Source organism: Luteimonas sp. MC1782 (assembly GCF_014164605.1).
Classification (GTDB): Bacteria; Pseudomonadota; Gammaproteobacteria; order Xanthomonadales; family Xanthomonadaceae; genus Luteimonas.
Genome location: NZ_JACJFT010000002.1, coordinates 127224 through 152477 on the forward strand (window position 1 = coordinate 127224; position 25254 = coordinate 152477).

A 25254-nucleotide genomic window follows, 5' to 3' on the forward strand; every position below is an offset into this window, starting at 1 on the left:
ACCGTTGCCCGTCGCCCCGCCGATCAGCCGTCGAGCATCGCCCGGATGGCGGCAAACCCCACCTCCGCGCGCTCCTTCTTGCGCGCCGCATCAGCGACCGGATCGGCGCCGTCGCGCTGCAGTTCGGCGGCCGGCAGTTCGTCGATGAAGCGGCTCGGCTTCAGCCGCAGCCGCTCGCCCCAGCGCTGCGCCTCGCGCGAATGCGACAGCCACAGCTGCTCCTTGGCGCGGGTGATGCCCACGTACAGCAGGCGGCGCTCCTCGTCGATGCGCCCCTCCTCGACGCTGGCCTCGTGCGGCAGCGTGTAGTCATCCACACCGACGATGAACACGTAGCGGAACTCGAGGCCCTTGGCCGCGTGCAGGCTCATCAGCCGCACCTGGTTGCCCGGGTCGCCCTTGTCGGCGTGGCTGAGCAGCGCCAGCGATGCCGCCAGTTCGCCCGGGCCCGCGCCTCCGCGCGCGCCATCGAACCAGTCCGCCAGTTCGTCCAGGTTGCCGCGGCGGATGCGAAACATCTCGTCGCTCTTGCACTCGGCGCGCAGCGCGGCGAGGAGCCCGGAACGCTCGTTGAGCGTGCGTACGAGTTCCGAGGGCGTGAGCCGCGCGGCATCGCTGCGCAACCCGCGGATCAGGTCGGCGAAGCCCGACAGTGACGCTGCGGCGCGCGGGTGCAATTGCTTCAGCAGGCCGATCGATTCAATGGCACGCGACATCGGCTGGCCGGCGTGCTGCGCCAGGCCGGCCAGCTTGGCCAGCGACGTCGCGCCCACGCCGCGCCCCGGTGACTGCACGGCGCGCAGGAACGCGGAGTCGTCGTCCGGGTTGGCCAGCAGGCGCAGCCAGGCCAGCGCATCCTTCACCTCGCCACGGTCGAGGAACGCGGTGCCTCCGGAGAGGTGGTACGGCACGCGCAGCATCTGCAGCGCCTTCTCCAGCAGCCGCGACTGATGGTTGCCGCGGAACAGGATGCAGAACTCGCTCCACTCAGCGTTGCGCGCGGTGTGCAGGAACTGGATCTCTGCGGCCACGCGCTCGGCCTCGTGGGTGGCGTCGCGGCACTCCCAGATGCGGATCCGCTCGCCGTCGGCCTGCGCGCTCCACAATGTCTTGGGGTGTTCGTGCGGGTTGTTGGCGATCAGCGCGTTGGCCGCGCGCAGCACGCGGTTCGAGCAGCGGTAGTTCTGCTCCAGCTTCACCACCCGCAGCGCCGGGTAGTCGACGCCGAGCTGCGAGAGGTTCTCGGGGTTGGCGCCGCGCCAGGCGTAGATCGACTGGTCGTCGTCGCCCACGCAGGTGAAGTTGCCCTTGTCGCCGGCCAGCGCCTTCAGCAGGCGGTACTGGGCGTCGTTGGTGTCCTGGCATTCGTCGACCAGCAGGTAGCCGATGCGTTCGCGCCAGCCCAGCGCGCAGTCCGGATCGCTTTCAAGCAGTTCCACCGGGCGGCGGATCAGGTCGTCGAAATCGACCGCGTTGAACGCCGCCAGCCGCGCCTGGTAGAGCTCGTACACCATCGCCGCTTCGTGCTCGGGCGTGGACCGCGCAATGGCACGTGCCTGTTCCGGCGACAGGCAAGCGTTCTTGGCGCGCGACACCAGGCCCTGCATGGCCTGGATGGCGTCGGGCTTGGCGCCGGGCATCAGGTCCTTGAACTGCGCCAGCGAATCGTCGGAATCGAAGATCGAAAACCCGCGGCGCAGGCCGGCGCGCTCGTGCTCCACCTGCAGCATGCGCAGGCCGAGCGCGTGGAAGGTGCAGATGGTCAGGCCTTCCGCCGCATCGCCACGGATGCGCCTGCCAACGCGCTCGCGCATCTCCTTGGCGGCCTTGTTGGTGAAGGTGATCGCGGCGATGCGCTTGGCCGGGTAGCGGCCGGACGCGATCAGGTGCGCGATCTTCTCCACGATCACCCGCGTCTTGCCGCTGCCCGCGCCGGCGAGCACCAGCAGCGGGCCTTCGCAATGGGCGACGGCCGCGGATTGTTGGGGGTTGAGGCCGTGCATGGAAGGTCCTGGGCGGCTGGCGAGTTTACCCCGCGCGTCCGGGGGCGCCGGCGCTAGAATTCCGCCATGGCCAAGCTCTACTTCTACTATTCGGCGATGAATGCCGGAAAGACCACCACCCTGCTGCAGTCCGCGCACAACTACCAGGAGCGCGGCATGCGCGTGGCGATCCTGGCGCCGCGCCTGGACAACCGCGCCGGCAGCGGCCGCGTCGCCTCGCGCATCGGCCTGAGCGCCGACGCCGTGGGCTTCGACCCGGGCACCGACCTCGAGGCCTGGGCGCGCGCGGACATCGCCGCGAGCGGCAAGCTCGACTGCCTGCTGGTCGATGAGGCGCAGTTCCTGACCCGAAGCCAGGTGTGGCAGTTGTCGGAGATCGTCGACGGTCTGCGCGTGCCGGTGCTCTGCTACGGCCTGCGCACCGACTTCCGCGGCGAGCTGTTCGAGGGCAGCCAGTACCTGCTGGCCTGGGCGGACGAGTTGCAGGAGATCAAGACCATCTGCCACACCGGCAGCAAGGCCACCATGACCGTGCGCGTCGACGCGCAGGGCCACGCCGTGCAGGACGGGCCGCAGGTCGAGATCGGCGGCAACGAGCGCTACGTGTCGGTGAGTCGCGCCGAGTACAAGCGCATCGCGCGCGGCGAAGGCCGCATCGCGCCGTTGCAGCAGTCGCTGCCGCTGGGCTGATCGCGCGGCTCAGGGCGCCGTCGCGCCGGCCTCGCACGCCCGGTGCCAGCGCGCGATCTCGCGTGCCACCACGCCGCCTTCGGGCTGCGCGACGGCGACCGCCTGGCCAAGCGCGAGCAGCGCCGCCGACGCGTCCCCGTGCTGCGGCCCGGCGCAGCGGACCGCAGCCGCCGTGGCGCGCGCGCGCCACGCGATCTTGCGCAGTTCGATGTCGGATTCCGGCAGCGCACCGAGATGGTCGAGCCGCGCCATGGCTCCGGGCACGCCCCGCCCGGCCTCGAAGGTGGCCAGCGCCAGCTCGGCGCGCCGTGACGCGGGATGGGCGGCGCCGAAGGAGCTGCTGGTGAGCGCCACCGCCCGGCGCAGCGCGACCAGCGCCTCCGCGTCGGACCCGCGCGCCGCCGCGACCTCGCCGATCATCCGCCAGGTGTTGCCGACCTGTCCGTGGCCGGCGCCGAACACGGCCTTGCGCAGCACCAGCACCTCCTGGAGCAGTGCCGCCGCCGCATCGCTGTCGCCGGCCTCGTGCAGCACCTGCGCCTGGTTGAACAGGCCGCCGGCCAACAGGCCCTGGTCGCCCTGGCGGCGCCAGATGGTGTTGGCCCGACGCAGGTCACGCAGCGCGCCATCCAGGTCGCCGCGTTCCCAGGCCACCACCGCGAGGCTGTTGTAGTTGCGGGCGACGTCGCTGTGGTCCTCGCCCAGCCGCGAGAGCAGCCAGGCTTGCGTGTCGCGGAGCGCGGCATCGGCTTCGCCGATGCGCCCCTCGTCGACCAGCAGCGCGGCCAGCTGCCGGCGCACGTCGATGGTGGCCCGATGCTGGCTACCGTGGACCTCGAGCGCCAGCGCCAGCGCCTCGCGGCAGTCACGCTCGGCCGCGTCCACGTTGCCGAGCTCGCGCTGCAGGGCGCAGGTGCGGCGCAGGATCTCCACCGCCAGCGGATGCCGTTCGCCCCCCCGGGCGCGCAGCATGGCCAGCGCCGTGCGCTGTTCGCGCAGCGCCAGCGCGCTCTGCCCCGCGGCGGCGCGCAGCCCGGCCAGGTCCGACAGGTCTTCGACCACGCCCGCGTCCTGGCCGGTGGCACTGCGGCGGATGGCCAGTGAACGCTGGAACCCGGCGCGCGCGGCGTCCAGCTGCCCGGCGTCGCGCAGGCAGCGCGCCAGCTGGGCGTGGAATGCGGCGGCCTGCAGGGGCAGGCGCTCCTGTTCGCGGCGGGCGAGGGTCCGCCAGGGGTCCATCTCCCTGATGCATCGCGATGTCTGGCCGAGCAGGCGACGGGTCCGCCCCATGTCGGTGACCGCCTGCAGCCGCAGGCTGGCCGGGGGGCTGTCGAGGGCGTCGATGATCGTCGCCTGGCGCTCCTGCAGCGCCAGCGCCTCGACGTAGTCACCCAGGCCCGAGCGCAGGCGCGCGATCACGCCCAGCAGCTCGGCGCGCGCCACCGGTTGCTGCGCGAGTTCCAGGTCACCGCGGCGCACGCCGTCCTCCAGCAGCCGGCGGATGTCGAGCGGCGCGCCGTCCGGCGCGGCGCTGGCGTTCTCGAACAGGCCGACCATGAAACTCTGCAACGCCTGTGCGCGCGCGGCCTGCTGCACCGCCTGCTGCGCCTGCCAGCCGACGATGCCCAGCGAGGCGACCAGCACCACGCCGATCGCCGCCACCGTGGCCAGCGTCCAGCGGTGCCGCCCCAGGTACTTGCGCACCCGGTACGCCAGGCTGGCGGGGCGCGCGTGCACCGCCTTGCCCTCGAGGTGGCGGCGCAGGTCGAGCGCGAACGCCTCCACCGAGGGATAGCGGTGCTCGGGTCGCTTGGCCAGCGCCTTGAGCACGATGTTGTCGAGGTCGCCGGCGATCTCGCGCGCCTGGCGGCGCAGCTGTGGCGGCGTGGCCGAGGCGTCTTCGGCACGCCGCTGCAGCGCCGCCGACGGCCGCGTGGGATCGACCGCCAGGATCGCCTCCTCCCACTCGGCATCGCTCTGGCGCTTGAGGCGGTAGGGCTTGGCGCCCACCAGCAGCTCGTACAGCACCACGCCGAGCGAATACACGTCGGTCATGGTGGTGACCGGCTCGCCGCGGATCTGCTCCGGCGCGGCGTAGTGCAGGGTGAACGCGCGCAGGCCGGTGCGCGTGTTGTCGGGCGCGGCATCCGGAGTGTCGAGGAGCTTGGCGATGCCGAAATCGAGCAGCCGCACCTCGTCGAGCGGCGTCACCAGGATGTTCGACGGCTTCAGGTCGCGGTGCACGATGAGGTTGGCATGCGCGTGGCTGACCGCATCGCAAACCTGCAGGAACAGGCCGATGCGCTGGCGGATGGTGGGCGAGCGGGCGCGGCACCAGTCGGTGATGGGCTCGCCGTCGACGTATTCCAGCGCAAGGTAGGGCTGCTGGTCGCTGCTGATGCCGGCATCCAGCAGGCGCGCGATGTGCGCGTGCTCCAGCCGCGCCAGGATCTGCCGCTCGCGGGTGAAGCGCAGGCGCAGGTTGGGATCGGCCAGGCCGGGGCGCAGCAGCTTCAGCGCCACCCGGCGCTGGTACAGGCCGTCGGCGCGGCTGGCCAGCCACACCTGGCCCATGCCGCCTTCGCCGATCATCCGTTCCAGGCGATACGGCCCGACCATGGCGCCGGTGCGGGCATGCGGCAGCTGCGACACCACCGGCTCGGCGAGGAAGTCCTCCTGGCCGTCCTCCAGCGCCAGCAGTTCCTCGAGTTCGGCGGCCAGCTGCGGGTCGTCGTCGCGCAGCGAGGCCAGGCTTTGCGCACGCGCGCGTGGCTCGAGTTCGATCAGTGCATCGAGCAGCGGCGACAGGCGCTGCCAGCGGTCGGCATCCATCGCGCGGGCCCGGTGCCGGTCAGTCCACCTTGAGCGACGCCAGCAGGTAGATCCTCGCTTTCTGCCAGTCGCGGCGGATGCTGCGCTCGGAGCGATCCAGCAGCTCCGCGATCTCGACCTCGGACAGGCCGGCGAAATAGCGCAGCTCCACAACCTGCGCCAGGCGCTTGTCCACGGCGGCCAGGCGCGTCAGCGCGGTGTCCAGGGCCAGCGTGTCCTCGTCGAGGCGCAGCCCGCCCTCCACGTCATCCGGCAGGTCGGTCACGCGGTGCAGGTCGCCGCCGCGCTTCTGCGCCATGCGCTGGCGGGCGTAGTCCACCACCACGCTGCGCATCGCCGAGGCGGCGTAGGCGAAGAAGTGGGCGCGGTCGTCGAACTGCGCTTCGCGGCGGCCGATCAGCTTGAGGTAGGCCTCGTGCACAAGCGCGGTGGCGTCGAGCGTCTGCCCGTACTGGCCGGCCAGCTGGCGCCGCGCCATCGAGTGCAGTTCCTGGTACAGCGTGGCCAGGACGCGATCCAGCGCCCCGCGGTCCCCGCCGCGGGCGGCATCCAGCCACAGGGTGATATCGGCGGTGTCGGACATGGCGCTCCCCTCGGAGCGGCGATCATAGCGCCTCGGCTCAGCGCTGGCAGTGGCCGCACCAGACGGTGGCCCGCTGGACCACCATGGCGTGCCGCAGCGGCCGGCCGCAGCGCAGGCAGGGTTCGCCGCCGCGGCCGTACGCCGACAGTTCCTGTTCGAAGTAGCCGGGTGCGCCGTCGGGCGCGAGGAAATCCCGCAGCGTGGTGCCGCCGCGGGCGATCGCGCGCGCCAGCACCGCGCGGATTTCAGCGGCGATGGCGGCATAGCGCTCGCGCGACACGCGCCCGGCGGCGCGCATGGGCGACACGCCGGCGGCGAACAGGGCCTCGGCCACGTAGATGTTGCCCACGCCCACCACCACTTTCTGGTCCATCAGGAAGGCCTTCAGGGCGACCCTGCGGCCACGGCTGCGCGCATACAGGTAATCACCGTCGAAGCCGTCGCCCAGCGGCTCCGGGCCCAGTCCCCGCAGCAGCGGGTGCAGCTCGCCGGCCGGTTGCCAGAGCAGGCAGCCGAAGCGGCGCGGGTCGGTGAAGCGCAGCACGCGCTCCGGCTGGCCCGCGTCATGGCCTAGCGCGATGTCGACATGGTCGTGCAGGCGCGGTGGCGTGTCGGCGGGCAGCACGCGCAGGCTGCCGGACATGCCCAGGTGCAGCAGGGCGCTGCCGGCCCCGGTGTCGAGCAGCAGGTACTTGGCGCGGCGGCGCACGCTGTCGATGCGCTGGCCCGGGAGCAGCGCAGCCACCTCGGGGGGGATCGGCCAGCGCAGGTCGGGCCTGCGCAGCACGACCGCACGCACCTTGCGGCCTTCGAGGTGCGGCGCCAGGCCGCGGCGGGTGGTTTCGACTTCCGGCAATTCGGGCATGCCGGCAGCGTGGGGGCGCGCCTGGCCGCGCACAAGTTGTTGACGTGCAACGTGAACACGCGCATCGATGCGCCGCCCCGGGGCTGGAAATCACCCTGCCGGAACCGCATCATGGCCCGGTACACCCCACGATGATCGGTGCCATGCCTGCTTCCCTGCTCGACTTCCTCGCCGGCGGACTCGTCCAGTCCGGCTTCTGGGGCCTCGCCCTGTACATGCTGGTCTGCACGCAGCTGACGATCTTCGCGGTGACTCTGTTCCTGCACCGCAGCCAGACCCATCGCGGTGTGGATTTCCATCCCGTGGTCAACCATTTCTTCCGTTTCTGGACGTGGCTCACCACGTCCATGATCACCAGGGAATGGGTGGCCATCCACCGCAAGCACCACGCCAAGTGCGAGACCGAGGAAGACCCGCACAGCCCGATGCACAAGGGCATCAAGGAAGTGTTCTGGAAGGGCGCCGAGCTCTACCGCGAGGCGCGCACGCACCGCGCCGACATGGAGCAGTACGGCCGCGGCACCCCCGACGACTGGCTGGAGCGCACGCTCTACACCCCGCACGCCACCATGGGCCCGGTGCTGCTGTTGGCCATCAACGGCGTGCTGTTCGGCGCGGCCGGCGTCGCCATCTGGGCCATCCAGATGCTGTGGATCCCGTTCTGGGCGGCCGGCGTGGTCAACGGCCTCGGCCACTGGTGGGGCTATCGCAACTTCGAGACCACCGATACCGCCACCAACCTGTCGCCCTGGGGCGTGTGGATCGGTGGCGAAGAGCTGCACAACAACCACCACGCGTTCCCGAGTTCGGCCAAGTTCGCGCTGCGCCGCTGGGAAGTGGACATCGGCTGGATCGCGATCAAGTCGCTGGAGAAGGTCGGCCTGGCCAAGGTGCTGCGCGTGGCGCCGTCGCTTGACGTGCGACCCAACATCAACGCGCCCGACACCGACACGCTGAAGGCGCTGCTGGCGCTGCGTTTCCAGGCCATGACCGACTACCAGCACCACGTGCTCGCCCCGGCGCTGCGCGAGGAAGCCCGCGCGGCCGGTGCGCGGTTGCGCGCGCTGCTGCCGCGCAAGCTGCGCAAGGGACTGGTCGACGACGGCCGCTGGCTCGATGACGCTGCCCGCGAGCAGCTGCGGCACTGGGTCGCCGAGCGTCCGCGCATCAGCACCGTGGTGGAGTATCGCGCGCGCCTGGCCGCCCTGCTCGAGCAGCGCGGGCACGACGCCGCGGAATCGCTGGCCAACCTGCAGTCCTGGTGCCGCGAGGCGGAAGCCAGCGGCGTCCGCGCGCTGCAGGAGTACTCGGCGCGGCTGAAGGGCTACGCGCTGCAGCCGACGCGCGCCTGAGCCTGCGCCCGGCCATGGCCGACTGCATTCCCGCAAGCAACAAGCCCGGCCGGCCACGGCCGGGCTTTTTCGTGGCTCTTCCCGCACTCGCGGGAGGGCGCGGCAAAAGTCCCTTTTCGACACCCGCCAGCGTGCTTTGCGCCGCACTGGCCGCCTGGGCGGCGCCGGCGATGGCGCAGGTGACCGCCACCAGCGAGTACCTGGCGCGCATGGATACCGATGCCAACGGGCGCGTCTCGCTTGCCGAGTACCAGGCGTGGATGAGCTACGGCTTCGACGGCATGGACCGCGACGCCGACGGCGTGCTTTCGCCCGCGGAGTTGCCGGGTGGCAAGGGCAAGCCGGTGCTGCGCAGCGAGTACCTCGCGCGCATCGCGCTCACGTTCAACCGCCAGGACGTCGACCGCAACGGCAGCCTTGACGCGCGCGAGCTGAGCGCGCCGCCGCAGCGCTGAAAGGCCCTTGACGGGCAGCCTGCCCGCCCCGCGATCAACTGCTAGTATCGGCCGCATGCGGGGATGCGCGCCGATTTGTCCATGAATCCGGCGACGATCGAGATCGTCGCCACCGTGCTGTTCGCCTTCGCGATCGTGCACACATTCAGCACCAAGTTCTTCCTGCGCTTGGCGAACCGGCAGCCGGTGCACGCCGGCAGCTGGCATCTGCTGGGCGAGGTGGAGGTGGTATTCGGCTTCTGGGCCATGCTGCTCGTGATGGCCATCGCCCTCTTCGAGGGGGTAGCCGATGCCACCGCGTACGTGGATTCACGCAACTTCACGGAGCCCATGTTCGTGTTCGCGATCATGGTGATCGCCGGGACGCGGCCGATCCTGTGGGCGGCCACCCACCTGGTCGACGGGCTTGCGCGCCTCCTGCCCTGGCGCAACGGCCTGGAGTTCTGCTTCAGCGTGCTCGCGCTGGTGCCGCTCCTTGGTTCGTTCATCACCGAGCCAGCGGCGATGACGCTGGCAGCGATGATGCTGGGCCGTCGCGTCTATGCGGTGAACGTCTCCAACAGGGTCAAGTACGCGCTGCTCGGTACGCTGTTCGTCAATGTCTCGATCGGCGGCGTGCTGACCCCGTTCGCGGCGCCGCCTGTGCTGATGGTGGCGGCCAAGTGGAACTGGGACCTCGCCTTCATGATGGCGAACTTCGGTTGGAAGGCCGCGATCGCGGTGGTGGTGAACGCCGCCCTCGTCGTATTCGTGTTCCGCAAGGAGCTGGGCAAACTGCCCTCGCCGGAGCAGGGAACGCGGACGCCGATGTCGATCCCGCTGGTGTTCGTGCACCTGCTGTTCCTGCTCGGACTGGTGGTGTTCGCGCACCATCCGGCGGTGTTCATGGGCATCTTCCTGCTGTTCCTCGGCGTGGCCACGGCGTATCGCCAGTACCAGGACCGCCTGATCCTGCGCGAGGGCCTGCTGGTTGCCTTCTTCCTCGGCGGCCTGGTGGTGCTGGGCGGCATGCAGCAGTGGTGGCTGGAACCGCTGCTGATGAGCATGAGCAGCGACGCGGTGTTCTTCGGCGCGACCGCGCTGACCGCGATCACCGACAACGCCGCGCTGACCTACCTCGGCTCCCTGGTCGAGGGCCTCAGCGACGAGTTCAAGTACATGCTGGTGGCCGGCGCGGTGGTCGGCGGTGGCCTGACGGTGATCGCCAACGCGCCCAACCCGGCCGGCATGTCGATCGTGCGGCGCCACTTCAACGACGAGTCGGTGCATCCGCTGGGCCTGCTGCTCGCGGCCCTGCCACCCACGTTGGTGGCGATCGTGGCGCTGCGCTGGCTGTGAGCCCCGTCGCCTGCGGTTAGCCGCAGGCGTTGTCCAGCACCGGATCGTCCGCCGGCAGCTGCACCCACTTCGCGTTCTTCAGCTGCCCGCCGTCACCGAGTTCGACCTTGTCGAGCAGGTCGGCCCGGCGATGCAGGTTGCAGTCGAACACCACGCCGTACTGGCGCATGGGCTCCCAGCGACCCGCGAGGATGACGCGCGTCAGCACCTGGCCCGGCATGTCGGCATGGCGGCGGTCGAAGCGGTGGTCGACGGCGATCAGTCGGTTGGTGAGAGGTACCGCGTAGGTCCAGGGCCGGTACCAGGAGCGCACCTGGTTGGTGGAGGCGACCTCGACGCCGTCAGGGAGGGTGGTGGTGGTCCGTTCGAGCCACGAGTACTCCAGCCAGACCGCCATCAGCAGCATCCCGGCGCCCGCAGCGGCCGGCACGATCCACTGCGGAAGGCGCCTGCGCAACGCGATGTTGAGCGAGAGCGCGATGCCGGCCAGGCCGAAGCCGGCGGCGATGATGGCGATTAACTCCAGCAGCATGGAGGCTCCCGATACGGTGTCGGATGGATGTAAGGGGATTGTAGTCGTCGCCTGGAACGCCGGATCGCGTCCCCCGGAAGAAGGACGGCCCGCCCCGTCGCCGGGAGCGGGCCGCCGTGTCACGCCAGCATGTGGATCAGTGGGCGATGGCCCCACCCGCGCCACGCGGCACGCGGATGTCCTCGACGAGGTGCTGGATGTGCTCCGGCACCGGCTTGGTCATCTTCATCGTGATGTAGGCCGCGACGAAGTTGAGCGCCGCGCCGATCGCGCCGAAGGCCAGCGGCGAGATGCCGAACAGCCAGTTCTCCGGTGTGTCGGCGAGCATGTTGGTCCCCGGGATGAAGAACCAGCCCTTGTAGGTGAACAGGTACACGCTGGTGGAGACCAGTCCGACCAGCATGCCGACGACCGCGCCGGTGGAGTTCATCTTCCTCGAGAAGATGCCCATCATGATCGCCGGGAACAGCGAGCTTGCCGCCAGTCCGAAGGCGAATGCCACGGTCTGGGCGGCGAATCCAGGTGGATTCATGCCGAGCCAGGTGGCCAGCACGATCGCAGCCGCCATCGACACGCGCGCGGCCAGCAGCTCCCCTTTCTCGGTGATGTCGGGCTTGAACGTGCGCTTGATCAGGTCATGGCTCACCGCCGACGAGATCGCCAGCAGCAGGCCTGCCGCCGTCGACAGCGCCGCCGCGAGGCCGCCGGCGGCGATCAGGGCGATCACCCAGCCGGGAAGGCCGGCGATCTCCGGATTCGCCAGCACCAGGATGTCCTGGTTGAAGGTGACCATCTCGTTGCCCTGCCAGCCGCGCTCGGCCGCGGTCGCGGCGAACTCGGTGCTGGCCTCGTTGTAGGACTGGATCATGCCGTCGCCGTTCTTGTCCTCGAACGCCAGCAGGCCGGTCTTCTCCCAGTTGTGCATCCAGTCCGGGCGCGCCTCATAGGTGAGCGACGGGGCCTGGGTGCCCTGGGGGTAGATCGTGGTCAGGATGTTCAGGCGTGCCATCGCGCCCACCGCCGGGGCCACGGTGTAGAGCAGGGCGATGAACACCAGCGCCCAGCCCGCCGACTTGCGCGCATCGGACACCTTGGGCACGGTGAAGAAGCGGACGATCACGTGCGGCAGGCCCGCGGTGCCGACCATCAGCGACAGCGTGAACAGCGTCATGTTGAGGGTGGAATCATGCAGCCCGGTGTAGTCGTTGAAGCCGAGGTCCACCAGGATCTGGTCGAGCCTCGCCAGCAGCGGCATCCCGCTGTCGACATGGGTGGAGAACAGGCCCAGCTGCGGGATCGGGTTCTCGGTCAGCTGCAGCGAGATGAACACCGCCGGGATGGTGTAGGCGATGATCAGCACGATGTACTGCGCCACCTGGGTGTAGGTGATGCCCTTCATGCCGCCCAGCACCGCGTACACGAACACCACCGCCGAGGCGATCAACAGGCCGGTGTTGGTGTCGACCTCCAGGAAGCGCGAGAACGCCACGCCGGCGCCGGTCATCTGCCCGATCACGTAGGTGATCGAGATCATCAGCAGCGACGCCACCGCCACCAGGCGCGCGGTGCGGCTGTAGTAACGGTCGCCGATGAATTCGGGCACGGTGAAGCGGCCGAACTTGCGCAGGTAGGGTGCCAGCAGCATCGCCAACAGCACATAGCCGCCGGTCCAGCCCATCAGGTAGGCGGAGTTGCCGTAGCCGACAAAGGCGATAAGCCCCGCCATCGAGATGAACGAGGCCGCGGACATCCAGTCAGCGGCGATCGCCATGCCGTTCATGACCGGGTGGACGCTGCGGCCCGCGGCGTAGAACTCGGAGGTGGAGGCGGCCCGCGCCCAGATCGCGATCGCGATATAGACCAGGAACGAGCCGCCGACGAAGATGAGGTTGAGCGTGAATTGATCCATGGTCGGCCCCTTATTGCTCGTCCACGTCGTACTCGCGATCGAGCCGGTTCATGTACCAGGTGTAGAAAACGATGAGCGCGATGAAGGTCAGGATCGAACCCTGCTGCGCGAACCAGAACCCCAGGTCGGTGCCACCGATGCGGATGCCCGCGAGCAACGGCCGCAGGATGATGCCGAACCCGTACGACACCAGCGCCCAGATCCCCATGCAGATGAAGATGATCCGCAGGTTGGCCTTCCAGTAGTTTTGTGGTGATTTCTCGGACATGGCTGTGTTTTCCCCTCAGGCAGGTCGATCAGAAGGTGTACTTGACGGTGGTCTGGACACGCTTGAGGTCGCCCTTGCGGTCGTCCTCTAGCTCGCGCTCGCCCCAGCCGATTTCCGCGCCGATATCGAGCTTCGGGAACGGCGAATAGATCAGGTTGGCGTGGAACGACTGCGCGCGTTCGGTGGCGGCGAAGCTGCCCGGCCCCCAGCCCGCGAGGCCGCGGTCGTTGTCGAACTCGGCCACCGAATACATCAGATTGCTGCGCAGCTGGCCGTTGAAGGCATGGCGCCAGGCGACAAAGCCGCCGGCACCGCCCTGCGCGTGCAGGTTGCCGTTGGCGTCGACCACCGAGTCGGCGCCCAGGCCGAAGCCAAGGTAGCGCCCGATGCCGTCGCCGTAGTTCGCCATCCAGCGGATGTCGTCGTTGGCGCCGATATTGAACCGGCCCGAAAGGCTGACGGCGGCACCGGTGGCGGTCTCGTCCCCGGACTTGAGCTGGCGCAGCAGGCCGGCGGCGCTGAAGTGGCCCCAGTCGCCCTTCATGACGTAGCGCGCGGTCAGGTCGGGCAGGGTGTCGCTGCCGCCGGTGTTGTTGCGCGCGGCATTGGTGATGCTGCTGACCGTGGTATGCGGATTCTCCAGTGCCACCGAGAACGGGCCGCTGGTGTAGCGGAGCTGCGCCTGGCGCACGAAGGTCGTGCCTTCGGTGACGCCGACGAAGTCCACGGCTTCCGGCAGCGCGGCCACATCCTGGAAGTTGGACCAGGTCTGGCCGGCCAACCAGTTGTTCCAGCTCACGAAGGCCTGGCGCAGGGTGATGCCGTGGGTATTGGTGTTCACCTCGTTGCCGAGGTTCGCGCTGCCGCCGCCGTACATGTCGGCCTCGATGTAGGCGCGGAACTTGTCGCCGCCGTCGGTGGCGTGGTCGGCCGCGAACCAGAACCGCGAGAACGCAGCGTGGACGTCGGTGTAGGGATCGCTGTCGGGCTCGGCGCCATTGGCGGTCACCGGGATCGTGCTCGGCACGTAGAACAGGCGGCCCGCGGAACCCTCGGCGATCGGGCCGTCGCTGGTGTCGGTGACCATGGCGTCGAACTTGATGAAACCGCCGTAGGTGAACACCGCTTCCGGGTTGGCCAGGATCGGCTTGGACTGCACCGGCTTCGCCGCCGGCTGCGCCACCTGTACCTCGTCCAGCCGCGTCTGCGCCTGGGCGATGCTTTCCTGCTGCCGTTGCTGGCCCTGCAGCAGGGTCTGGATCTGTGCTTCAAGCTGCGCGACCCGCGCTTCCAGCTCCACTTCCTTGGCGGTCTGCGCGAAGGCCGTGCCGGGGGCCGCAAGCGCGACCAGGATCGCGGTTGCCAGCAACCGCCGTGAATTGCGTCGTTTCGTCGTCATCGCTCCCTCCCACAGGATGCCCGCGCAGCGCGCGGTCCCTCGAGCCTGACTGGGTGGCCAGCCCCCGCCTATTCGCCATTGGTCGAATACGCCTGCATCCGGTGCACGTCGGTGCTATCGGCCGCGATCGCCCGGCGCGGGCCCGCGCGGGGCCTGCAATGCCAGCCAGCAAAGGCCGACGGTGACGGCGTCGCCGAGTGCGCTGTGGCGGCCGAGCACGGGCACGCCGAGGCTGTCGGCGATGTGCTGGAAGTCGAGGTTGGGCGGCACGTCGGGCCGGGCGCGGCGCGCCCGCGCCGCGAAGGCAGCGGCCAGGTCCACGCGGGGATTGGGAAGCCCGAAGCCGGTGAGCGCGCGCACGTGCGGCGACAGCATCGCCAGGTCGAAGCCGAGGTGGTAGCCGAGCAGGGCGCGCCCCTCCAGCCAGTTCAGGAAATCGCGCACCGCGCCGGTGACCGCGATTCCTTCGGCCGCTTCATCCGGGGTGATGTGGTGGTGGCGGATGGACTCGATGCCGAACTGGCGGTCGGCCCGGATGCGACGCTCGAAGCGCTCGGACGTCAGCACCCGGCCATCGCGCACGGGGACAGCCGCAAGGCTGAGGATATGGTCGCGCTTCGGGTCCAGGCCGGTGGTTTCCAGGTCGAGGCTGACCCATTCGCCGGGCGGGGCAGGTCGCAGCAGCCCGCCCCATTCGCCGTCGCCGGCTTTCCGCTTCAGCCACCAGCGACGGAATGCCCGCATCCTAGTCGCGCAGGTGGAAGCTTTGGCCGACATGGGCGCGGAAGTCCTTCACCACGTGCAGCGCGTCGCGCAGCAGCTCGCGGTCAAGCCGGCGCAGCCGTGCGGGGTCGATGTGGTTGTCGGCGACGCGACCGTCGGCCAGCGCGGCGAACTGGGCATCCAGGCGCATGTGCTGGAACACGTTGAGTGCCTGGGGCAGGTCGCGACCGAGCGCTGGCGACAGCTCCCCGCACTCGACCAGCGCGGCGCAGCGCTCGCGGCTGGCGGTGGCCCGGATGCCGTGGCGCAGTGCCAGGCAGCGCAGGCCGTGCACCACCGGGAAGACACCACCTTTCTTGATGTCGGTGCCGGCACCATCGTTCCTGACCCGGCCGAAAAACGTCAGCGGGGTTGCGAACTCGAGCGTCGCCGCCGCCAGGTGGTGGAGCAGGATCCCGTCGTCACCCAGCGCCATCAGGGCATCCTTGACCGGAGCGAACAGCGCGACGTTGCCGGCGATCGGCCGCGCGTCGAGCGCGATCGACAGGTCCAGCGCGCCCTGGCCGCCATGCACGTGCTTCCACTGGCCGATGCGCCCGCGCCATTCGGCCGCGCGCATGCGCCAGTGTGGATTGTCGACCATCACCCTGCCGGGGCAAGGCGGATAGCCGACCTTCGCCAGGGCGGCGCTGAACCGGTCCATCGCCTCGTCCAGCCCCGGCCAGTCGAGGTCGTCGGCCAGCACCAGCGCGTTGTCCTGGTCGGTCTTGAGCAGCTGCTCGCGGCGGCCCTCGCTGCCCATGACCAGCAGGCAGATGCGATCGCGCTGTTCCACGGGGACGATCAGTTCGAAGATCCGGGCCATGATGCGGCTGTTGAGCGCGCTGACCAGTTCCATCATGTACGGGATGCGCGTGCCGTTGACATTCAGGCTGCGCACCAGCCGGGTCATGCCGGACGCGGCGTCGGCGATGGCGTCGATGTCGCGGGCGCGGGCCAGGCGCAGGCTGATCAGGTGCGAGTGGCTGGCGAAGTGGGCCAGCACCTCGGCCATGCCGAGGGTCCCCGCGATCCGGCTGCCTTCTGTGACCACCACGCGCTCGATCTCGCGCTCGGTCATGTCGATCAGGGCCTGGAACAGCACTTCGCCGGTGCCGATCGTGGCCAGCGGGCGACTGGCCAGCGGACCGATCGGCGCGTCCAGTGGCAGGCGCTGCTCCGTCAATGCTTCCAGCAGGTCGGTGCGGGTGACGATCCCCGGGGTGTCGTGTGCACGGTCGTAGACCACCAGGCAGTCCACGCGCCGCTCGCGCAGGCGCGCGCTGGCCTCGGCGATGCTGGTCGTCGCGTCGACGCGTTCCGGCGGGGCGAGGTCGGCCTCCCCGACCCGGATCACCATCAGCTCGGCGGCTTCACGGCGTTCGCTGCCGCTTGAGAGCCGGCCCTTGGTGGCGAGCCCCTCGTTGAAGTACGCCGCGACGCCCGGGTTGTCGGCCAGCAGCTGGCGGAACGTGTCGGCCGGGACCAGGTGGCTCAGGCAGTCGCCTTCGGTGCGGTAGCTCAGGCGCGCGCGCCCGGCCATGACCGCCCAGGCGCCGATCACGTCCCCCGGTCCGTAGTCGGCGAAGCGTTCCTCGCGACCACGGTCGTCCACCTGGAATGCGTGGACCAGACCCTTGAGGATGATGAAGACGTGCGGCGAGGGCTTGCCCGCTTCGATCAGGGTGGTTCCCCCGGGATGGAAGCCGATGTCGACACTCGCCTGCAGCCGCCGGCGCCCCGCGTCGTCGAGCAGGTCGAACGGCGGCAGGCTCAGGTCCAGGCCGGGGACGGGGTCCATGGGCGCATTGTGCGGCGCCTCGCGGCGGTGACGGAATAGACCAAGGTCTAAAACGCGTTGCGTTGCAATGCGGCAGACTGGAGCGGCCACGTTCCAGAGGATGCGCTCCCATGTCCGATGTCTATCCCGTTCCCGAAGCCTTCGCCGCGCAGGCCAACGTCAAGCAGGCCGATTACGAGCGCGATTACGCCGAGTCGATCCGCGACCCGGATGCGTTCTGGGGCCGCATCGCGCAGCGCCTGGAGTGGATGACGCCGCCGACGCAGATCCGCGACGTCAGCTTCGACCGTGAGGATTTCCGCATCCGCTGGTTCGCCGATGGCGAACTCAACGTGAGCGTGAACTGCCTCGACCGCCACCTCGCGACGCGCGGCGACAAGACCGCGCTCATCTTCGAGCCCGACAGTCCCGATGGCGACGCCCAGCGCGTCAGCTACCGCGAGCTGCATGCGCGCGTGTGCCGGCTGGCCAATGCGCTGCGCAACCTCGGCATCGCCAAGGGTGACCGCATCACCATCTACCTGCCGATGATCGTCGAGGCGGCGGTGGCCATGCTCGCCTGCGCACGCATCGGCGCGGTGCACACGGTGGTGTTCGGAGGCTTCTCGCCGAACTCCATCGCGGACCGCATCGGCAACTGCGGCTCGAGGCTCGTGATCACCGCCGACGAAGGCCGGCGTGGCGGCAAGACGGTGCCGCTCAAGGCCAATGTCGATGCCGCGCTGAAGATGCCTGGCACCACCACCGTCGAGACCGTGCTGGTGGTGCGCCACACCGGCGGCGCGGTGGACATGCAGATGCCGCGCGACCGCTGGTACGACGCCGTGGTCGACAGCCAGCCCGACACCTGCGAGCCGGAGCGCATGAACGCCGAGGACCCGCTGTTCATCCTCTACACCTCGGGTTCCACCGGCAAGCCCAAGGGCGTGCTGCACACCACCGGCGGCTACCTGCTGTTCGCGGCGTACACCCACGAGTGCGTGTTCGACATCAAGGAAAGCGACGTCTACTGGTGCACCGCCGACGTCGGCTGGGTCACCGGCCACAGCTACATCGTCTACGGGCCGCTCGCCAACGGCGCCACCTCGCTCATCTTCGAGGGCATCCCCAGCCATCCGGACGCCTCGCGCTTCTGGCAGGTCATCGACAAGCACAAGGTCACGATCTTCTACACCGCGCCGACCGCGATCCGCGCGCTGATGCGCGAGGGCGAGGCCCCGGTCAAGCGCACGTCGCGCGCGTCGCTGCGCCTGCTGGGCAGCGTCGGCGAGCCGATCAATCCCGAAGCCTGGCGCTGGTACAACGATGTCGTCGGCGACGGCCGCTGCCCGATCGTCGACACCTGGTGGCAGACCGAGACCGGCGGCATCATGATTTCGCCGCTGCCCGGCGCCATCGACACCAAGCCCGGCGCCGCCACGCGGCCGTTCTTCGGCGTGCGCCCGGCGCTGGTGGATGCCAGCGGCGAGATCATCGAGGGCGAAGGCGAGGGCAACCTGGTGATCCTCGATTCCTGGCCGGGCCAGATGCGCACCGTGTACGGCGACCACCCGCGCTTCATCGAGACCTACTTCAGCACCTATCCCGGCACCTATTTCACCGGCGACGGCTGCCGCCGCGATGCCGACGGCGACTACTGGATCACCGGGCGCGTCGACGACGTGATCAACGTCAGCGGCCACCGCATCGGCACCGCCGAAGTCGAGAGCGCGCTGGTGCTGCACCCCAAGGTCGCCGAGGCCGCGGTGGTCGGCTTCCCGCACGACATCAAGGGCCAGGGCATCTACGCCTACGTCACCCTGGTGGCGGGCGAGGTGGAGAGCGACGCGCTGCTGAAGGAGCTGGTGGCACACGTGCGCCGCGAGATCGGCCCGATCGCCTCGCCCGACTTCCTGCAGTGGGCCACCGCGCTGCCCAAGACGCGCTCCGGCAAGATCATGCGCCGCATCCTGCGCAAGATCGCCGAGAACGCGCCGGACCAGCTGGGCGACACCAGCACGCTGGCGGATCCGTCGGTCGTCGATGCGCTGCTCGGCAACCGCCGGCAGCCGTGACCTGACCCAGGCCCACCGCCGCCATGACCGAAGCACCCCCCGCCACGTGACCACCCTGCTCATCGCGGACGACCACCCGCTGTTCCGCGAGGCGCTGCGCGGCGTCGTGGCGCGGGTGCTGCCCGCGGCCACGCTGCGCGAGGCGGACAGCGTCGAGGCGCTGTACGCGATGGTCGAGGCCGAGGCCGACGCCGACCTGCTGCTGCTCGACCTCAACATGCCCGGCGCACACGGCTTCAGTGCGCTGGTGCACCTGCGCGCCCAGCATCCGGAGCTGCCGATCGTGGTGGTGTCGGCGCGCGAGGAACCCGACGTGATGCGCCGCGCGCTGGATCACGGCGCGATGGGCTTCATCCCCAAGTCGGCCGATGCCGGCACCCTCGGCCAGGCCATCACCGCCGTGCTCGACGGCGACCGCTGGGCGCCCGTCGCGGCGCGTGCGGCGCCTGCCGCCGGCGCCGACGAGCACGACGCCGCACGCCGCGTCGCCGACCTCACCCCGCAACAGTTCCGAGTGCTGCAGATGCTCGGCGCGGGCCTGCTCAACAAGCAGATCGGCTACGAGCTCGGCGTGTCCGAGGCCACCATCAAGGCGCACATGACCGCGATCCTGCGCAAGCTCGGCGCCAGCAACCGCACCCAGGCGGTGCTGGTGGCCGGCCGGCTGGCGTTGGACCCGGGCAGCATCAAGCCGCAGCCGGAAGAGGGGGTTTAGTCAAAAGGCCCTGAAGCGCCATCAGGGCTGGCTCGAGTGGGAAATCGCGATCTCGTGTTGCTGAAGGGGAAGGGAATCAGACACATCGGAAAAGGACTCCGCGTGGCACTTGCTGCGGGCGCATGTCTTGTTGCTGCGCAGGCGATCGCCATCGAGCCGCACATGGAGTACCGCAAGCGCGTCGAGTCGTCGCAGACCATCACCGCGCTCACGGACGAGCTGATGGGCGACAGCGTCAGTCTCTACAACGGTGCGACCGAGTTCACCGTCACCGACATCGATTTGCCAGGCAACAACACATTGCCTGTGCAACTGTCACGCCGGCTCCCGATCACGCTGGAGCCTCAGTCCACCTCCGGCGCGTCTAGCGGGGATCTTTTGGGGGCGGGCAACTGGAACGTGGAGATCCCCCATATCTCGGGGTCGTACGTGTCCGGGAGTGCCTGGGCGCCGAACCGCTGTTCGGTCGGTACGACTCCGCACGCACCAGGCTTCGAACCCACCGAGTTCTGGCAGGGCAATTCCATCCACGTGCCGGGCGGCGGCTCGCGCACGATGCTGCGGATGGAGGCCAGTGTGCCCAAGCCGTCCGGCGGAGGTGAGCGTCGGTGGACGACGCGCGAGCGCGATATGTTCTCTTGCATCCCGATGCAGCCCGGGACCGCCCTGGGCGGCGAGGGTTTCATGATGGAGACCACCTCCGGCCTGCGCTACTACTTCGACCGGGCCTACTCCCGCTGGATGGGATCCATGACGCGGACGGTGGGTAACCGGACGCACAGCGTGGCGCGCAACAGGTACTACCTGGTGGCGAGCAGGGTGGAGGATCGCTTCGGCAATACGGTCAACTACACCTACAACGCCGACGGTAATCCGACGAGCATCGATTCGAGCGACGGGCGCGCCATCACGCTCACGTACGTCAGCGGGCGCCTGTCCAGCGCAATGGCGAACGGACGGGTGTGGCGGTACGAATACTGGACAGGTGCGTATGCGGGCATGCTCAAGACAGTCGTGCTTCCGGGTACAGGTGCTGAATCGTGGCAGTACGCCTATACCGGGACACTGAAGCCCCTCGAAGAGGCGCCATGGGACGGCGGCTCGAACGCGAGCTGCAGTATCAGGCCAGCCAGATACGTCGCAGACTTCGGCGTGACGGTCACCCATCCGAGCGGGGCGTCCGGCGCATTCCAGTTCCACAATAAGCGCCACTTCCGGGCAGGCATCCATGCGAGCGAGTGCCTCCAGGGGGTCTCGGAAGATCCGAACTGGGATACCTACTATTACGTCCTGAACACGCCGAACTACTTCGACGTGATGAGCCTCGCCACCAAGACGCTGGCTGGACCCGCACTGGTGGCAAGGACGTGGAGCTACGAGTACGGCGGTTCCAACCAGGCGCTCTGGGGCAACAGGGGCAGCCCGGCGGTCTATCCATGCGCATCGTGCCCCACCGAAAAGTTGGTCACCGTGACCAACCCGGACGCCACGACGCGGGAATACCGCTACGGATTCCTGTACGCCTTGAATGAGGGACGCCTGCTCGGCACGACCGTCCGCGATCAATTGGGTGCGGTCAAGCGCGTCGAGACGACCACCTACATGACCGAGGCGGACGCTGTGGCGCAGACCTTCTTCCTGCGCTACGGATTGATCATCAACGGCGACGACCGGTCCACGGCAGCGGTGCGACCCGTGACCAGCCAGACCATCGTCCAGGACGGCGTCACGTTCACCATGGCGGTGAACACGGGATGTCAAGGCGCGAGTGTCTACTGTTTCGATGTTTACGGAAATCCGACCAGGACAACGAAGTCGAGCTCGTCGTCGCCTACGCATGCGCGGACCGCGGTCACGAGCTACTTCCATCAGACGGAAAAATGGATTCTCGGCCAGGTCGCGTCGATCACGTGCGTTGCGCCCGCGTCCTGCATCAACAGCACCTGGCCCGGCGGGATGGAGCTGTCGAGAACCACGTACAACGCCACGTTCGCGCTGCCGGAACACGAGTACGCCTTCGGCAAGCTGAAACGCAGCTACGTCTGGAATGGTGCCACCGGCACCGACCAGGCCGGGACGCTGGTGTCAGTGGCCGACGGCGGAGGCAACGCGACGCAGCTCTCGTACTGGATGCGCGGCGTACCAACTCTGGTCCGCCATCCGGGCACGCTGGAAGTGCCGGCAGGCGCCACGCAGTCCGCGGTGGTGGACGGCAACGGCTGGATCACCTCGGTCACCGACGAGAGCGGCGCAACGACGGGATACCAGTACGACGGCACCATGGGCCGGCTGACCCGGGTGAACTATCCCACCGAGGACCCGGCGTTCGGCGTCACGTGGACCGCGACCACCTCCGCGTTCGGACCGACCGGGGCGGCCGCCTACGGGCTGCCGGCCAACCACTGGGTGCACACCGTCAGCACAGGGAATGCCCGGAAGGTAATCCGGTACGACGCGCTTTGGCGCGCGGTAATCGAGGAGACGTACGACAACGCCGATCCGGCCAATACGCGCACGCTGCTGGTCAGGCGCTACGACGCCGCCGGCCGGCTGGCGTTCCAGTCGTACCCGCTGCGCACGACCACAAACTGGAGCACCGTGGCCAACGGCACCACGACCCGATATGACGCCCTGGGCCGCGCTACCGAAACCAGCGTGCCCAGCACGGACCCGGGCGCGACGAACGGCGTCTTCCTGACGAAGGTCGACTACCTGGCCGGCTTCCGGCAGCAGGTCACCAGTCCCAACAATACAGTCACGACGACGAGCTTCCTGGCTTGGGACCAGCCGACCACGGAGTACCCGATGGCGATTGCGCACCCGGAGGGCGCGTATACCGACATCGCCCGCGACGCCTTCGGCAAACCCACCGCTATTGTCCGGCGCGATCTACTCGGCGCGCTTGCGACCACGCGCAACCTGGTCTACCGGGGCGACACCCAGGAATTGTGCAGGACGGTGGAGCCGGAGACCGGTTCGACCGTGATGGAGCACGATGCCGCCGGCAATGTTGCATGGTCTGCCAGCGGCATGAGCATCGGAGGAACCAGCCTCTGCAGCTACGGCAGCGTGCCTGTTGCGTCCCGCACCCTGCGCAGCTACGACGCCCGGAATCGGCTGAAAAGTCTCTCGTTTCCGGACGGCAATGGCGACCAGGACTGGGCGTACTGGCCCAGCGGCCAGCCGAGCAAGGTGACCACCTGGAACATCGGCTTCCCGGGGGCCGAGGCCAAGGAGACGATCAACGTCTACATCTACAACAAGCGCGGCCTGCTGGAGGCGGAGACCGTGGCGGTGCCGGCCTGGTACACGTTCACGGTCGACCACGCCTACGACGGCAACGGCCACGTGAAAAAGACCACCTACCCGAGCGGCAACGCCGTGGACTACACGTTGAACGCGCTGGGCCAACCCTCGGCGTTGGTCCCGAGCGGCGGCACGCCTTACGCCAGCCAAGTGACCTATCACCCCAACGGTGCGGCCGAGCGGTTCGTCTATGGCAATGGCATCGAGCACACGATGGACCAGAATGACCGCCAACTGCCGCGCCGGAGCTGGATGCGCAAAGGTGGTGCCGATCATCTCGACGACGCCTACGCGTACGACGGCAACGGCAACGTCACCTCCATTGTGGACAACCGGCTCGGCGGCAGTGGCCGGCGCACCCGCACCATGACCTACGACGGGCTGGACCGGCTGCAAGCCGTGGCCTCGAACATGTATGGGGCGGCGGGGGCGACTTACACCTACAACGTGCTCGACGACCTGACCCGGGTGAAGATCGGCGGCACGGCGGCGCGCGACCACTACTACTGCTACGACAACGGGCAGCTCACCAGCATCAGGACGGCGGCCTGCAGTGGCGGCGGGAGCACGGTGCACGGCCTGGGCTACGACGTACAGGGCAACCTTGAGAACAAGAACGGGCAGCACTACCGGTTCGACTACGGCAACCGGCTGCGCGAAGTGGACGGGGTGGAGCGCTATCGCTACGACGCCCACGGGCGGCGGGTGCTGGCGATGCAGTTCGCGACCGGCACGGTGCTGTCCATGTATGGCCAGGATGGCCGGCTGATGTACCAGAAGAGCGACCGTACAGGGCAGCAGAGCGACTACCTGTACCTGGGCGGAAGCCTGGTGGCGATCCGCGATGAGCCGATCGGCGGAGGTGCCGCAAGCCTGAAATACCAGCACACCGACGCGCTGGGGAGCCCTGTAGTGGTGACAAACGAGGCCGGCACGGCGTTGGAGACGACAGAATATGAGCCGTACGGGAAGGTGCTGAACCGGCCGGTGCATGACGGACCGGGGTATACAGGCCACGTGGAGGATGCAGCGACGGGATTGGTGCAGATGCAGCAGCGCTATTACGATCCAGGGATCGGGAGGTTCCTGAGCGTCGATCCGGTGACGGCATACAGCAGCCCCGTGGTGCAGTTCAATCGGTATCGGTATGCAAACAGCAATCCCTATCGATTCATCGACCCGGATGGAAGATGCGCTAGAGCCACCGGCTCTATGATTTGCGGCGGTGCAGCTGGCATGGCAGCTATGGCGACCACCGCCAAAGCAATTCCGACGGGCGCCCGGGCAGAATCAAAAAGTTTGTCCGGGGTGCCAGCTGCCGCAGATCGAAATGACCAGAAGATCGTCGGGAATGTGAACAAAGGAATAGAAGGAGCGCGCGGACGAATTGATAGGGCGAAAGACCCAGTTCTGAATGGCGCTTGGAACTCAACAGAGTGGAAATGGAATCCCACTGATCCGGAACTATCGGGTGAGAAGACCGCGGCATATGTCAACCCCGCGTTGCCACAAGTTGTGAATGTCGGAAGGTACTTCGGGAGATTTGCAGATAGTACGCAGATGTTCGACTACCACAATGCCTCCTTTGTCGGCGGCTCTAGTGCGTTGACATTCGCGGCGCTGCACGAGTTTGCACATGTCGTGCAGGCGGGGGTTGGAACACCGGGTGCGGTGCGTGAGCGAATGGCGAACGGGTTCGCATATAGAAGAATTCACTTCACGGAGCGAGGAAATTTCGAATGCGATGGATGCATGGAGTAGCATCTCTTGTGGCAGCTCTTCTTTGCATGTCCGGCGGTGCCCATGCAGGGGCGGACGTCGAGGATGCCGGGGCTGACAGGGTTTATCTGTACTCAACGCCACGTCATACGGACGGCATGGATGCTGTTATCAGTTCTCGACGACGGACCATGAGGCTTGGTTCTGACATGGTTGCTTTGCGGCCGTGCGAGGCGGCTGGGACTGTGGAATGTTTGAAATCGGACTACTTCAATCTTCAAGCGCCAAGAGCAATAGATGTGCCCTGGTGGTTCGACGGAGAGTTTGGCTTTACTTACTTGGGGAAACAGCGGGTTTCATTCGGCGGGGCTACTGAGGTTTCAGTCATAGCTTCATTTCAGCGCCAATCAATGTTCTTGTTTTACATAGACCAAGACGCCGGATTAATTGGCTGGACGCATGTTTCAAACAGCTTGGGCATACCCGAAAGCTATATTCTGGAAGTCAAAGCACAAGATGCAGTTGACTGAGTCGTCCTTGGTTTCGTAGATGCCTCAAAGACCGATTATGAATTGCGGAATCAGTGATCTGGCGCGCAATAGCTTGCATAGGATGTTGGAAGGCTCCCTCAGCAAGTACGTAACGTGATGCTGATGTGGTAGTACCTCCAT

The 25254-nt window shown here is 68.2% G+C and carries 18 protein-coding genes; 8 read left to right on the forward strand and 10 right to left on the reverse strand.

The genetic code is table 11. From position 1 onward, the window contains the following. Nucleotides 1-23: 23 nt before the first annotated feature. Nucleotides 24-2003, reverse strand: coding sequence for a UvrD-helicase domain-containing protein (locus tag H5368_RS10075; protein ID WP_182824207.1), 1980 nt, complete (start codon nucleotides 2001-2003; stop codon nucleotides 24-26). Between the two features lie 66 nt (nucleotides 2004-2069). On the opposite strand from H5368_RS10075, the gene H5368_RS10080 reads away from it, so the two are divergent. After that, on the forward strand, nucleotides 2070-2693 hold the full coding sequence (locus H5368_RS10080; RefSeq protein WP_182824209.1) for a thymidine kinase: 624 nt from the start codon (nucleotides 2070-2072) through the stop codon (nucleotides 2691-2693). A gap of 9 nt (nucleotides 2694-2702) precedes the next feature. Here H5368_RS10080 and H5368_RS10085 read toward each other — a convergent pair whose 3' ends face one another. From H5368_RS10085 to mutM, 3 genes are read right to left on the reverse strand one after another with little or no spacing between them, the layout of a single operon-like run. Next, a complete protein-coding gene (locus H5368_RS10085; protein ID WP_182824212.1) occupies nucleotides 2703-5525 on the reverse strand; it encodes a serine/threonine-protein kinase in 2823 nt (940 codons plus the stop codon). Between the two features lie 19 nt (nucleotides 5526-5544). Continuing rightward, nucleotides 5545-6108, reverse strand: a complete 564-nt coding sequence (locus H5368_RS10090; protein WP_182824214.1) for an ECF-type sigma factor — start codon at nucleotides 6106-6108, stop codon at nucleotides 5545-5547. Nucleotides 6109-6145: 37 nt separating this feature from the next. Continuing rightward, nucleotides 6146-6973 carry a bifunctional DNA-formamidopyrimidine glycosylase/DNA-(apurinic or apyrimidinic site) lyase gene (gene mutM / locus H5368_RS10095; protein ID WP_182824216.1) on the reverse strand — a complete coding sequence of 276 codons (828 nt, stop codon included), beginning with the start codon at nucleotides 6971-6973 and terminating at the stop codon, nucleotides 6146-6148. Between the two features lie 143 nt (nucleotides 6974-7116). Between mutM and H5368_RS10100 the strand changes: the two genes are divergently transcribed. From H5368_RS10100 to H5368_RS10110, 3 genes are all read left to right on the forward strand, one after another. Further along, complete coding sequence (locus tag H5368_RS10100; RefSeq protein WP_182824218.1) at nucleotides 7117-8325, forward strand: fatty acid desaturase; 1209 nt, start codon at nucleotides 7117-7119, stop codon at nucleotides 8323-8325. Nucleotides 8326-8495: 170 nt separating this feature from the next. Then, nucleotides 8496-8780: a hypothetical protein gene (locus H5368_RS10105; RefSeq protein WP_255486506.1), complete on the forward strand. Its 285-nt coding sequence runs from the start codon at nucleotides 8496-8498 to the stop codon at nucleotides 8778-8780. A gap of 81 nt (nucleotides 8781-8861) precedes the next feature. Then, on the forward strand, nucleotides 8862-10118 hold the full coding sequence (locus H5368_RS10110; RefSeq protein ID WP_182824223.1) for a putative Na+/H+ antiporter: 1257 nt from the start codon (nucleotides 8862-8864) through the stop codon (nucleotides 10116-10118). Between the two features lie 16 nt (nucleotides 10119-10134). Here H5368_RS10110 and H5368_RS10115 read toward each other — a convergent pair whose 3' ends face one another. From H5368_RS10115 to H5368_RS10140, 6 genes are all read right to left on the reverse strand, one after another. Then, on the reverse strand, nucleotides 10135-10650 hold the full coding sequence (locus tag H5368_RS10115; RefSeq protein ID WP_182824225.1) for a hypothetical protein: 516 nt from the start codon (nucleotides 10648-10650) through the stop codon (nucleotides 10135-10137). 136 nt (nucleotides 10651-10786) lie between these two features. Beyond that, the gene (locus H5368_RS10120) at nucleotides 10787-12559 is read right to left on the reverse strand and encodes a sodium:solute symporter family protein (protein WP_182824227.1); all 1773 of its coding nucleotides are present in this window, start codon (nucleotides 12557-12559) and stop codon (nucleotides 10787-10789) included. 10 nt (nucleotides 12560-12569) lie between these two features. After that, entirely contained in the window at nucleotides 12570-12827 is a 258-nt protein-coding gene (locus H5368_RS10125; RefSeq protein WP_132985879.1) for a DUF4212 domain-containing protein, read from the reverse strand. Between the two features lie 28 nt (nucleotides 12828-12855). Then, a complete protein-coding gene (locus H5368_RS10130) occupies nucleotides 12856-14226 on the reverse strand; it encodes a DcaP family trimeric outer membrane transporter (RefSeq protein ID WP_182824229.1) in 1371 nt (456 codons plus the stop codon). Between the two features lie 114 nt (nucleotides 14227-14340). Continuing rightward, the gene (locus tag H5368_RS10135) at nucleotides 14341-14970 is read right to left on the reverse strand and encodes an exonuclease domain-containing protein (RefSeq protein WP_182824231.1); all 630 of its coding nucleotides are present in this window, start codon (nucleotides 14968-14970) and stop codon (nucleotides 14341-14343) included. Nucleotide 14971: 1 nt separating this feature from the next. Next, on the reverse strand, nucleotides 14972-16789 hold the full coding sequence (locus H5368_RS10140) for a putative nucleotidyltransferase substrate binding domain-containing protein (protein WP_182824233.1): 1818 nt from the start codon (nucleotides 16787-16789) through the stop codon (nucleotides 14972-14974). Between the two features lie 110 nt (nucleotides 16790-16899). On the opposite strand from H5368_RS10140, the gene acs reads away from it, so the two are divergent. From acs to H5368_RS10160, 4 genes are all read left to right on the forward strand, one after another. Continuing rightward, entirely contained in the window at nucleotides 16900-18843 is a 1944-nt protein-coding gene (acs, locus tag H5368_RS10145) for an acetate--CoA ligase (RefSeq protein ID WP_182824235.1), read from the forward strand. Between the two features lie 46 nt (nucleotides 18844-18889). Then, nucleotides 18890-19558 (forward strand): response regulator transcription factor, encoded by a 669-nt coding sequence (locus H5368_RS10150; RefSeq protein WP_182824237.1) that lies wholly within the window; start codon nucleotides 18890-18892, stop codon nucleotides 19556-19558. Between the two features lie 102 nt (nucleotides 19559-19660). Continuing rightward, nucleotides 19661-24625: an RHS repeat-associated core domain-containing protein gene (locus H5368_RS10155; RefSeq protein WP_182824239.1), complete on the forward strand. Its 4965-nt coding sequence runs from the start codon at nucleotides 19661-19663 to the stop codon at nucleotides 24623-24625. A gap of 26 nt (nucleotides 24626-24651) precedes the next feature. Continuing rightward, nucleotides 24652-25113, forward strand: coding sequence for a hypothetical protein (locus tag H5368_RS10160; protein WP_182824241.1), 462 nt, complete (start codon nucleotides 24652-24654; stop codon nucleotides 25111-25113). The last annotated feature ends 141 nt before the right edge of the window (nucleotides 25114-25254 follow it).